This is a genomic window from Nocardia sp. bgisy118 (assembly GCF_057708605.1).
This window is the reverse complement of record NZ_JBYISM010000028.1, coordinates 87,611-99,146: the sequence shown is the minus strand read 5'-3', so window position 1 is coordinate 99,146 and position 11,536 is coordinate 87,611. Positions and strand designations below refer to the sequence as shown.

Genomic DNA, 11,536 nt, shown 5'->3' with positions numbered 1-11,536 from the left:
GCTACTCCGCGGTGAGCGACTGAGTGGGGGAGTGCACCGTCTCCAGCGTCTTTCCTTTGCCGAGGTACATGTGCACGCCGCACGGCAGGCACGGATCGAAACTGCGCACGGTGCGCATGATGTCGATGCCCTTGAAATGCTCCCTGTCGTTCTCCTCGAAGATCGACTGGCCCTGTACCGCGTCCTCGTACGGCCCCGGCGTGCCGAAGCTGTCCCGCGGGCTCGCGTTCCACGGCGTCGGCGGATACGGGTGGTAGTTGGCGATCTTGCCGTCCCTGATCACCATGTGATGGGAGAGGACCCCGCGCACGGCCTCGGTGAAACCGCAGCCGATGCTCTCGTCGGGAACCTCGAACGTCTCCCAGGTCTTGGTCTTCCCGGCGCGGATCTCCTCGATCGCCTTCTCGGCGAAGTGCAGCGCGCACGCCGCCGCGTAGGCCTGGAAGTAGGTCCGGGCGCGGTCGCGTTCGATGGTGTTGCTGCCCGCCGCCGGGATCTTCCATTCGAGCTCGACCGGTCCCTTCAGGGCGGTCTTGGGCAGGTTGATCTGCACGCTGTGCCCGGTCGACTTCACGTAGCCGATGTCGACCAACCCGGCCAGCGCCGTGACCCACAGCCGCGCCAGCGGTCCGCCGCCGGTGTCCAGCGCCAGATGGTCGGTGCCGTCGAACCAGCGCGGTGACATCACCCAGCTGTACTTGTCCTCCAGGTCGCGCTTCTGCGGCTTGGGGTTGGTGTGCTGGTTCCACGGGTGGCGCCGATCCACCGGATTGCCGAGCGGATCGGTCTTCACGAACATCTCCTGATCGGACCAGTCGTCGTAATACGAACTGCCCAAAAGGATTCGGATGCCGAGGTTGATGTCGACCAGGCTGGTGGTGAGCAGCTTGCCGTCCACCACGATGCCGGGGGACACGAACATCTTGCGACCCCAGTCCTCCATGTCCTTGTACGCGAAGTTGCATGCCGCCGGGTCCTGGAACGAACCCCAGCACCCGAGCATCGTGCGGCGCAGGCCCACCTTGTCGTAGCCGGGCAGCGCCTCGTAGAAGAAGTCGAACAGATCGTCGTGCATCGGCACGGCCTTCTTCATGAACTCCACGTAGCGCATCAGACGCGTCGTGTAGTCGGTCATCAGCTGGATGGTGGCGACGGTGCCGACGCCACCGGGATACAGCGTCGATGGATGCACGTGCCTGCCTTCCATCAGGCAGAACATCTCCCGCGTGTACCGGCTGACCTGAAGCGCCTCGCGGTAGAAATCACCGCTGAACGGGTTGAGGGCCCGCATGATGTCGGCGATCGTCCGGTATCCGTGCGCGTCCGCGTGCGGAGCCTCGGTGCGCTCGGCGCGGGCCAGCACGCCGGGGTTGGTCTCGGAGACCATTTTCTCGCAGAAGTCCACGCCGACCAGGTTCTCCTGGAAGATGTTGTGGTCGAACATGTATTCGGCGGCCTCGCCCATGTTGACTATCCACTCGCCGAGGTTCGGCGGCTTCACCCCGTAGGCCATGTTCTGGCAGTAACACGAGCAGGTGGCGTGGTTGTCACCGCAGATACCGCAGATGCGGCTGGTGATGAAGTGGGCGTCGCGCGGGTCCTTGCCCTTCATGAAGATGGAGTAGCCGCGGAAGATCGACGAGGTGCTGTGGCACTCCACGACCTGCTGATTCTCGAAATCGATCTTGGTGTAGATACCAAGGCTGCCGACGATCCGGGTGATCGGATCCCACGCCATCTCGACGAGGGCGTTCGGGTCGATCTTGCGGTGCGACGGCTCCGGAACGATCTGAGTCATCGAAGTCCTCCTACCACGTGCGGGTCGCGCCGGATTCCAGCTTTTCGCCGCGGTGTCGCCAGCGCGGCTCCTTGTCCACAGTGCGGCCGGTGACGTGCCGCAGGCTTCGGATCACCGATCCGTACAGTCCCGAGGTCATCGACGAGAACTTGCCACCGGGTGGCTCGTCCATGAACGGCATGAACTTGTCCGGGAAACCGGGCATGGTGCAGCCGATGCAGATGCCGCCGACGTTGGGGCATCCGCCGATGCCGCTCATCCAACCTCGTTTGGGCACATTGCATTTCACGACCGGGCCCCAGCAGCCGAGCTTCACGATGCACTTCGGCGATCCGTACTCGGTGGCGAAATCTCCCTGCTCGTAGTACCCGGCGCGATCGCAGCCCTCGTGGACGGTCGCGCCGAACAGCCACTTGGGCCGCAACGCTTCGTCGAGCGGGATCATCGGCGCCTGGCCCGTTGCCATGTAGAGCAGGTAGGTCAGGGTCTCGGAGAGGTTGTCCGGTTGGATCGGGCAGCCCGGCACGCACACGATCGGAATACCGGCCTTGCTCTTCCACTCCCACCCGAGATAGTCCGGCACGCCCATCGCACCCGTCGGGTTTCCGGCCATCGCGTGGATGCCGCCGTAGGTAGCGCAGGTGCCCGCGGCCACCACGGCTGTGGCCTTCGGGGCGAGGCGATCCACCCATTCGCTGGTCGTCATCGGCTGGTTGGTATCGGGGTTGTTGCCGAACCCGCACCAGTAGCCCTCGGTGTGGAGCTGCTCGTTGGGGATCGATCCCTCGACCACGAGGACGAACGGTTCCAGTTCGCCGCGGTCGGCTTTGAAGAACCATTCGAGGAAATCGTCGGCCCCACCGGCCGGACCGCATTCGAAATCGATCAGCGGCCAATGGACGGCGACCTTGGGGAGACCTGGGAGCGCACCCAGAGCTATCTCCTCGATGCTGGGCTGGGCAGCGGCAGTCAGCGCCACCGAGTCACCGTCACAACTGAGGCCGGCATTGATCCAGAGAACGTGGATCAACGTATCTTCGGCTTTGACTGCTTCCTGAGTAGGCATCAAATGCCACCTTTCGAAGCTGGAGCGCCGTACAGACGTCTCAGTGGTAAGACCGTACGGAATGTGACACTCGTCACGTCAGTCTAGGCGGGGGTTGTAGCTTCCTCAAGGGAGGCGGACGGCGGGGACAACTGCCCCGAAATCCACGCGTACCAGCTAGGCAAGCCCTCGCCCGTGATCGCGGACACCGGCAGAATCGGCACGCCGGGATTGATCGAGTGCGCGTACTCCGCGCACCGGGTGAGATCGAAATCGACGTAGGGAATCAGGTCGATTTTGTTGACGACCACCAAATCGGCGGCCGCGAACATGTGTGGATATTTCAGCGGCTTGTCGGTGCCCTCGGTCACCGAGAACACCACGACTTTGGCGAGTTCTCCCAAATCGAACAGCGCGGGGCACACCAGGTTCCCGACATTCTCGATGAACAGCAGCGTGCCCGGCGCGGGGTCGAGCTCGTCCAGCGCGTGCCGCAACATTTCGGCATCCAAATGGCAACCCGAGCCCGTGTTGATCTGCACGACCCGGCACCCGGTCGCCTTGATGCGCTCGGCGTCCAGCAACGTCTCCTGGTCGCCTTCGATCACCGCGACGGGGCGATCGTCCAGATCGCCGAGGGTGCGCTCGAGCAGCGTCGTCTTGCCCGCGCCCGGCGAGCTGGTGATGTTCAGGGCCACGATGCCGCTGCGGCGCAGCCGTTCTCTGTTGTGCTGCGCCAGCCGATCGTTCTTGGCGAGCACCTTCTGCTCCAAGGTCACCGTCTCGGTGACCGGCACGTGCACGTGGTCCGCGTGGTCGTGATCGTGGCCGTGCGGGTCGTCGTGCTCGTGGTAGTGGCCATGGCCCTGATGGTGCTCGTGCTCGTGGTGGTGCTGATCGTGCTCGTGCGGCTGGTCGCGGAGGACCGTGATCATGGCCGCCGAATCGCCGCCGCATCCGCAGGTTGCGCACATGGTTCGCTCACCTCCATCGTTCGTATTCGAAGCTCCCGCCCGGATCTGACCTCGACGTCGGCGCTGCCGCACGGACAGAGCAGAATCAGGTCGGCGAGGTCGAAATCGGCGCCGCAAGACCGGCAGACCGCGGTGCCGGGCACCGTCTGGATGACGAGCGCCGCACCGTCCGCCTCGGTCCCTTCGGTCGCCAGCTCGAAGCAGAACCGCATCGCCTCGGGCACAATCGCGCACAGCGCTCCGACTTCCACGGTGACGCTGTGTACCCGTCGGCCCGCCGCATGCTCGCACACGGCGTCGACGACACTCTGAGTTATCGCCATTTCGTGCATCGTGGCCTCGGCTTTTCGGAGTTGGCCTCATTCGAGGCTACTCCGCAGCACATCGCGCCTGCGTCGTAACGGAGAATCCTTCGCGTGGCGGCGGGCGGCGCGGTTCAACCTTGTCTCAACCCACGCGCGCGAGAGTGATCCGCACCACGACATGTCGTGTGATCCGATCCGTGACTCAGCGAGGAGTATCAGCCATGACCTACGCCAAGCCCGGTGCCGAAGGCAGCGTCGTCGACTACGCGCGCCGCTACGACAACTTCATCGGGGGCGAGTGGACCGCGCCGGTGGAGGGCCGCTATTTCGAGAACCCGTCGCCGGTGGACGGCGAGGTGTTCTGCGAGGTGGCGCGGTCGACCGCGCCCGATATCGAGCTGGCGCTCGACGCCGCGCACCGTGCCGCCGACGCCTGGGGCGCGACCTCGACCACCCAGCGCGCGAATCTCCTCAACAAGATCGCCGACCGGATCGAGGAGAATCTCGAGTCGCTCGCGGTCGCCGAGACCTGGGACAACGGCAAGCCCGTCCGCGAAACCCTGGCCGCCGATCTGCCGTTGGCGGTCGATCACTTCCGCTACTTCGCCGGGGCGATCCGCGCCCAGGAGGGCAGCATCTCCGAAATCGACGCCGACACCATCGCTTACCACTTCCAGGAGCCGCTGGGCGTGGTCGGTCAGATCATCCCGTGGAACTTCCCGATCCTGATGGCGGTGTGGAAGCTCGCGCCCGCGCTGGCGGCGGGAAACTGCGTGGTGCTCAAGCCCGCCGAGCAGACGCCCGCGTCGATCATGAAGGTCGTCGAGCTCATCGCGGACCTGCTGCCGCCGGGTGTTCTCAACGTGGTCAACGGTTTCGGCGTGGAGGCGGGCAAGCCGCTCGCGTCCAATGCGCGGGTGGCCAAGGTGGCGTTCACCGGTGAGACCACCACGGGCCGGCTGATCATGCAGTACGCGAGCGAGAACATCATTCCCGTCACGCTCGAGCTCGGTGGCAAGAGCCCCAACATCTTCCTGCCCGACGTGGCCGCCGCGGACGACGAGTTCCTGGACAAGGCGGTCGAGGGTTTCGTGATGTTCGCGCTCAACCAGGGCGAGGTGTGCACGTGCCCGTCGCGGGCGCTGGTGCACCGCTCGATCTTCGACGAATTCATGGGCCGCTGCGTGGCGCGCACCAAGGCCATCAAGGGCGGCAATCCGCTCGACGAGAGCACCATGATCGGCGCGCAGGCCAGCAACGACCAGTACGAGAAGATCCTGTCCTACATCGACATCGGCAAGCAGGAAGGCGCCGAACTGCTCACCGGCGGCGGGCCGCGCAAGGTGGAGGAGTTCGCGGGCGGTTACTACATCGAGCCGACGATCTTCCAGGGCCGCAACGACATGCGGATCTTCCAGGAGGAAATCTTCGGTCCCGTGGTGTCGGTGACGGCGTTCGACTCCGTCGACGAGGCGCTCACCATCGCCAACGACACCCTGTACGGGCTCGGCGCCGGGGTGTGGACGCGTGACGGCAACACCGCCTACCGGCTCGGCCGCGGCATCAAGGCGGGCCGGGTGTGGACGAACTGCTACCACGCCTACCCGGCGCACGCCGCGTTCGGCGGCTACAAGAAGTCCGGCATCGGCCGCGAGAACCACCGGATGATGCTGGACCACTACCAGCAGACGAAGAACCTGCTCGTCAGCTATTCGACCGCGAAGGCCGGGTTTTTCTGATGCCCGACGGCGTCGAGCGGGTCGGGCTGACCGAACGCGCGGAAGCGTTGCTGCGCAGTCTGATCGAGCGGCACGGCCCGGTCATGTTCCACCAGTCGGGCGGGTGCTGCGACGGGAGTGCGCCGATGTGCTACCCGCGCGGCGACTTTCGCGTCGGAGCGTCGGACGTGCTGCTCGGCGTCCTGTCGATGGCGACGCCGTTCTGGATGAGCGCCGATCAGTTCCGCTATTGGCGTCACACCCATCTCACCGTGGACGTGGTGAGCGGGCGCGGCGGCGGGTTCTCGCTGGAAGCGCCCGAGGGCGTGCGGTTCCTGATCCGCTCGCGGTTGTTCACCGACGCCGAGACCGCGGCGCTGGAGGCGCAGCCGCCACCGCCGCGCGGCGCGGATTCGACGGCGCCGGACGCCGCGAACTCCTAGCGAAGACAACGCGCCCGGCTCCGGCATCGGCCTCGTCGCCAGTGCCGGAGCCGGGCGCGCGACCGCCTTTCCCCGACCTCCGGTATTCGCGGCGCGCGCGGGTTACCCTCGGTGCGGCGAGGATCGCGGCTTCCTGCGGCCGTGCGAGGACGAACGCAGCGAGGAACCGCGGACGGCCGAGGACGGAGGGAAGCAGTCGCGAGATGGCAGGACACGACTCCCTCTCGCAGCGCCGCGCCGCGTTGGAAAAGGAATGGGCGCGCTGGGTGCCCGCCCGCGCGGCGGCCGCGGGGATCGACAGCTCCCAGCTGCGCGGCGAAGTGGCCCAGTCCTGGATGAGATCCCGGCGCACCGTCGATCCCGAACTGAACTGCGCTCCCGCCGCCGGTGACGACGTGGGCAGGCGCTGGGCCGAATCCCCACTGCGCGCGCCGATGTCGGAACTGTCCGACCACCTGCACGCCATCACCCATGATTCCGATTTCGTCGCCGCCGTCACCGACGAGGACGGCACCATCCTGTGGTCACACGGCGGGGCGGTGATGCGCAGGCGCGCCGAACGCGTCGGCTTTGCGCCGGGCGGTCGATGGGACGAGATCCACATGGGCACCAACGCACTGTCGCTCACCCTGCGCACCGGGCAGCCGAGCAGTGTGTTCGCCGCGGAGCATCTGGTGGCCGCACTGCACGAGTGGGTCTGCTACTGCGCGCCGATCCGCGGCGCGGACGGACGGCAGCTCGGGGTGCTCGACCTGTCCACCACGTGGGACCGGTCGCACCCGCTCGCCATGTCGACCGTGCGGACCTTGGCCACCGCCATCGAGGCGAAATTGCAGCAGAACAGGCGGGCACTCGCGCCCGGCCCCAGGCTCACCTGTCTCGGCGGCGCCGAACTGATGCGCGAAGACAAACGAATCCCACTGCGACGCAGACATTTCGAGATTCTGACCTTGCTCGCGCTGGAACCCGACGGTTTCACGCCGGAGCGATTGCAGCTGGCAATCTACGGCGACCGCGCGCCCGCGGCGAGCACCGTGAAGGCCGACGTCTCCCATCTGCGCCGCACCACGGTCGGCGACATCACCAGCCGTATCTACCGATTGGCGACCCCGCTCTCGTGCGACGCCGCCGACGTCCTCGCCGCGCTGGCGGCCGGGGACACCGCCACCGCGGTCCGGTTGTATCGCGGTCCCTTGCTTCCCGGTTCGCAGACACCCGGCATCGTCGAATGGCGCGAGTACCTGGAGGTCGGCGTCCGCACCGCGGTCCTGGCCTCGGACGACCCCGCGCTGGCGCTGCGATACGGCGAGAAAGCCCTCACGGACAGCGAGATTCACGAGCACGCCTGCCGTCTGCTACCCGCCGCCGACGCGCGGCGCGCGATCGCGACCGCTCGCCTTCGCGCGGCGACGCGCAGCTGAGCCGCACCGGCGTGGCCGCGTCACATTCGACGCGGTCGGCTACATGCCGGAAATGAACGTACTGTGCCCCATCGGCGACTACAGCACACAGAGCGACCAGCCGATCGTGAAGAACGTGAAGGTGACCGTGCAACCATCCGGCTGACCGGTTTCCCGGTGTTCTTTCGAAAGCTGCCGCATGGCACGACCAATGGTTGCGCGGTGGTGTGTATCGCTTGTCGGACAATGCCTGCCAGGTCTTCGGCGAGTCGTCCCGGCACTGACGCCGCTGGACCGGTCGTATGCGACTCTGTTCAGAGGATCGCGCAGGTGGTGATGGTGAGTATGAGGAGAGTCAGGGTGGCGCCGAAGCCGACGCCTCCGGCGCGGATCGCCGCCCACACGGTGGCTCCGTCCGCCTTGGCGAGCAAGGCGGCCACCATGCCCGCGACGAGGGCGCTCGAGACCGCGGAGGTCATCAGCAAGGCTTTCGTGATGAGCGACATGGCTTTCCATTCGGGAGAGTGGTGAAAGTGCTGGTCTCCATACAGCTCGCGAACGTCGATGATCACCAGCCGCCGAAGCCGATTCCGTGCGGCCGTGCCCAGGTCGGCGGCGGTTTCACGGGTTCGCGACTCGTACCGAGTCGGGCCGAGCCGGATCGGGGACCGCGCCGGTGAGCGACGGGGATTCTGCGCGGGCGGTATTCCTCGCCAGATGGCGCGAATTGCATGCGGCGGCAGGGGCGCCGTCGCCGACCGCGATGGCGCGGGCGATCGGCGGCGCGGTCCCGGTCAACACCTTGTCGGGCTGGTTCCACGCCGACGACGACGCGGTCGTCGTGCCGCGCGACGAACGCGGATTCGAGACCGTGCTGCGCTATCTGTACGGCAGGTCCGGGCGAGTGCCCGCCGGCCGTGCCTTGGATGGGCGAACGCTGTCGAGCTGGCAGCAGCTGCGCCGCGACGCGCGCAAGCGCGCTGTCACTCCGGGCCCGGTCGAGCCGGAGGACGATCCGGTGCGCTCACTCGTGCCGACATCGCGTCCCGTCGTGACGAGCGCGTTGCGCAGGGATGTCGCGGCGCTGCTCGGCCGAGACGATGCGCTGGAGCGGATTCTGCGCCTCGCGGACCGGGACAGTCCGTCGCGGATCGTCACCGTCGACGGAATGGCAGGCGTTGGGAAGACGGCATTGGCCACGCGCGCGGCGCATCGGCTGGCGCCCGCCTTCCCCGACGGCCGGTATTTCGTGGAACTGCACGCGCACACTCCGGGCCACAGCGCTGTCGACCCCGACGACGTGCTGGCACGGCTGCTGATCGGCATGGGCATGGACCCCGGGAGCATTCCGGAGAGTTTGCCCGGCAGGCGCGACCTGTGGCGAGATCGCTCCAGCGACAAGCGCATTCTGCTCGTACTGGACGACGCACGAGACGTCCACCAGATCGAACCCTTGCTTCCGACGGGCGGCGGGTGCTTCACGCTGGTGACCAGTCGCAGACGGCTGGTCGCGCTCGACGGAGCGACGCCGCTTCCCCTGTCCTTGCTCGAACCGGAGCCCGCGGCGGAGCTGTTCGCCGCGATGGCGAACCGGGAGCGGCGCGCGGACGCCGACGCCGCGGCGGTACGGCGCATCGTGGCGCTGTGCGGGTACTTGCCGCTGGCGATCGTGTTGCTCGCCGGTCGTGTCGCGCATCATCCCGCCTGGAGCATCGCCGAGCTGGCCGAGGAGTTCGCGGCGTTCGACAACGGCCGATTGGACGAACTCGATGTCGGCGACCGCGCCGTGCGGATCGCGTTCACGATGTCCTACGACCGTCTACCCGCTCGACGGCAGCAGTTGTTCCGATGGCTCGGCCTGCACCCCGGCAGCGAGCTCGATGTCGCCGCGGCGTCGGCGTTGTGGGACTGCGCACCCGGCCAGGCGCGTCGCGAATTGGAAGCCCTGTATGCCGACCACCTGCTCGAGGCGACAGTTCGCGGCCGCTACCGATCTCACGACCTGCTCAGGGAATACGCACGCACGCTGTGCGCCACGGAATCGGCCGAGGTGATCGACCGAGCCTTGTCCGGACTGCTCGGCTACTTCGAGTCCCGCTCGGCGGCCGCGAGCCGGCTCCTGACCCGTTTGCACCAACCCACGACGACATCCGTCGAGCCTGCGCAGCGTGCCGAATCGGGCCCGGAATTCGACGACGAGCGCGCCGCTTTGGCGTGGATGCGACTCGAGCGCGCCAACCTATTGGCCTGCCTCGACCTCGCGGCGTCGAAGTACCCGCGCAGGGTCGCGATGCTGGCCGCGTCCCTGGCGAGTCTGGTCGAACGGGACGGACCATGGGGCGAAGCGGTCCGGCTGCACCGACTGGCGGTGGAGACAGCGCGTCGGCTGCGTGATCGGTCCGCGGAAGCCGATGCGCTCGACAGTCTCGGTGTCGTCTACCGGTTCACTGGCCGGTACCCCGAATCGGCGGACGCGCATCGAGCGGCGCTCGCAATCTATCGCGAGCTGGGACACCGTCATGGTGAAGCCAACGCGCTCAACAACTTCGGGGCCACACGCTGGTTCTCGGACGATCAGGACTACGCGGAGGCCGCCGAACTGCACGGCCGAGCATTGACGATCTATCGCGAAACAGGCCACCGCTGCGGTGAGGCGTCCGCGCTCAACAGCCTCGCCATCGTGCACCGGGCCGGAGGTCGTCACGCCCAGGCCGCGGAGTTGCACGAAGCGGCTCTGGCGATCTACGCGGAGCTCGGCGACCGACGGGGGATGGCGGGCGTTCTACAGGGTCTCGGCATCGTGGCGAGACTGACCGGCGATCACGGCGAAGCATCGCGCTTGCACGAAGAGGCGCTGCGTTATTACCGCCTGCTCGGTGACCGTTACGGCGAAGCCACCGCACTGAACAATCGGGGAGTCGCCATCAGACTGACCGGCGACTCGACCGCGGCCTTGGAGCTGCACACGCAGAGCAGATCGCTCTATCGAGACGTCGGTGTGCGTCTCGGTGAGGCCTACGCGCTCCTGCAACTCGGGATGGCCTACGCCGCGCTCGGCGATCACCGCGCGGCGAACGGGCATCTCGAGCAAGCATCCGAGCTCTATCGTGACCTGGCACATCCGGAAGGTCGAGCCGACGCGGCGAACGGTCTCGGAGTCGTCGCGCGGTCGGTCGGGAATTACCGTGCGGCAAGGGATCTCCACGAGCAGGCGCTGCGGATCTGCCGCGATCTCGGCTATCGGCACGCCGAGGCCGAGGCGCTCGCCGAGCTCGGCTCGGTGCACGTGGCGACAGCGGAGTACGCCGACGCGGCCGCCCGCTTCGACGAGTCGCTGCGCATCTTCACAGAACTCGGCGACGCGTTCGGCCACGCGACGGTCTCGAACAAGCTCGGCGCGCTGTTCACCGCGATCGGTGTGCACGAACAAGCCGCGGCGCACTACGCCGAAGCGCTCGAGCTCGGTCACCGAACCGGCGGACGCCTCGAGGAGGCCCGAGCCCTGGAAGGTCTCGCCCGCAGCCGATTCGCACTCGGCGATCGAGCACGAGCGGTGGACGATCTGCGTGCTGCCGTCGAAATCTACCGGCGTGCAGGGGTGCCCGAAGCCGCCTCGGCGGCAACCTTTCTCGCGTCGATTACCAGCGATGCGGAGTAAGCCGTCGATAGCCCGGCCGATAGCGGGCGTAATGCCAGGCGGTTCCGGTGAACAAGCCGCCGTTCGACTTTTCGGGCGAGTCGGTCATGGTGGCCTTTCCTGGAGAGGTTGTCAGCTGCTTGCGAGTTCGTGGGTCGGTGGCGTGCGGTGACCTTCTCGGTCGGCGACCCTCTCGCCGTGCCTGTCGATCGGGGT

9 protein-coding genes are annotated in these 11,536 nt (G+C 67.1%); 4 read left to right on the top strand and 5 right to left on the bottom strand.

The genetic code is table 11. The annotated features are described in order from the left end of the window. Position 1 precedes the first annotated feature (1 nt). From AC3EO7_RS28920 to AC3EO7_RS28905, 4 genes are all read right to left on the bottom strand, one after another. Complete coding sequence (locus tag AC3EO7_RS28920) at positions 2–1,798, bottom strand: nickel-dependent hydrogenase large subunit (protein WP_431971752.1); 1,797 nt, start codon at positions 1,796–1,798, stop codon at positions 2–4. 10 nt (positions 1,799–1,808) lie between these two features. Next, positions 1,809–2,864 carry an NADH-quinone oxidoreductase subunit B family protein gene (locus AC3EO7_RS28915; protein WP_431971753.1) on the bottom strand — a complete coding sequence of 352 codons (1,056 nt, stop codon included), beginning with the start codon at positions 2,862–2,864 and terminating at the stop codon, positions 1,809–1,811. An 83-nt stretch (positions 2,865–2,947) separates the two neighbouring features. Continuing rightward, a complete protein-coding gene (gene hypB, locus AC3EO7_RS28910; protein WP_435592956.1) occupies positions 2,948–3,817 on the bottom strand; it encodes a hydrogenase nickel incorporation protein HypB in 870 nt (289 codons plus the stop codon). Further along, the gene (locus AC3EO7_RS28905) at positions 3,775–4,149 is read right to left on the bottom strand and encodes a hydrogenase maturation nickel metallochaperone HypA/HybF (RefSeq protein ID WP_431971755.1); all 375 of its coding nucleotides are present in this window, start codon (positions 4,147–4,149) and stop codon (positions 3,775–3,777) included. Before AC3EO7_RS28905 ends, hypB begins: the two co-directional genes overlap by 43 nt. A gap of 194 nt (positions 4,150–4,343) precedes the next feature. Between AC3EO7_RS28905 and adh the strand changes: the two genes are divergently transcribed. The 3 genes from adh to AC3EO7_RS28890 all read left to right on the top strand — a co-directional run bounded on the left by adh (position 4,344) and on the right by AC3EO7_RS28890 (position 7,704). Beyond that, on the top strand, positions 4,344–5,861 hold the full coding sequence (gene adh / locus AC3EO7_RS28900; protein WP_435592955.1) for an aldehyde dehydrogenase: 1,518 nt from the start codon (positions 4,344–4,346) through the stop codon (positions 5,859–5,861). Beyond that, positions 5,861–6,283, top strand: coding sequence for a DUF779 domain-containing protein (locus AC3EO7_RS28895; protein WP_435592954.1), 423 nt, complete (start codon positions 5,861–5,863; stop codon positions 6,281–6,283). Before adh ends, AC3EO7_RS28895 begins: the two co-directional genes overlap by 1 nt. A 203-nt stretch (positions 6,284–6,486) precedes the next feature. Beyond that, the gene (locus AC3EO7_RS28890; RefSeq protein ID WP_435592953.1) at positions 6,487–7,704 is read left to right on the top strand and encodes a transcriptional regulator; all 1,218 of its coding nucleotides are present in this window, start codon (positions 6,487–6,489) and stop codon (positions 7,702–7,704) included. Positions 7,705–7,997: 293 nt separating this feature from the next. Here AC3EO7_RS28890 and AC3EO7_RS28885 read toward each other — a convergent pair whose 3' ends face one another. Then, positions 7,998–8,189, bottom strand: coding sequence for a hypothetical protein (locus AC3EO7_RS28885; protein ID WP_435592952.1), 192 nt, complete (start codon positions 8,187–8,189; stop codon positions 7,998–8,000). Positions 8,190–8,359: 170 nt separating this feature from the next. Between AC3EO7_RS28885 and AC3EO7_RS28880 the strand changes: the two genes are divergently transcribed. Beyond that, the gene (locus AC3EO7_RS28880; RefSeq protein WP_435592951.1) at positions 8,360–11,341 is read left to right on the top strand and encodes a tetratricopeptide repeat protein; all 2,982 of its coding nucleotides are present in this window, start codon (positions 8,360–8,362) and stop codon (positions 11,339–11,341) included. The last annotated feature ends 195 nt before the right edge of the window (positions 11,342–11,536 follow it).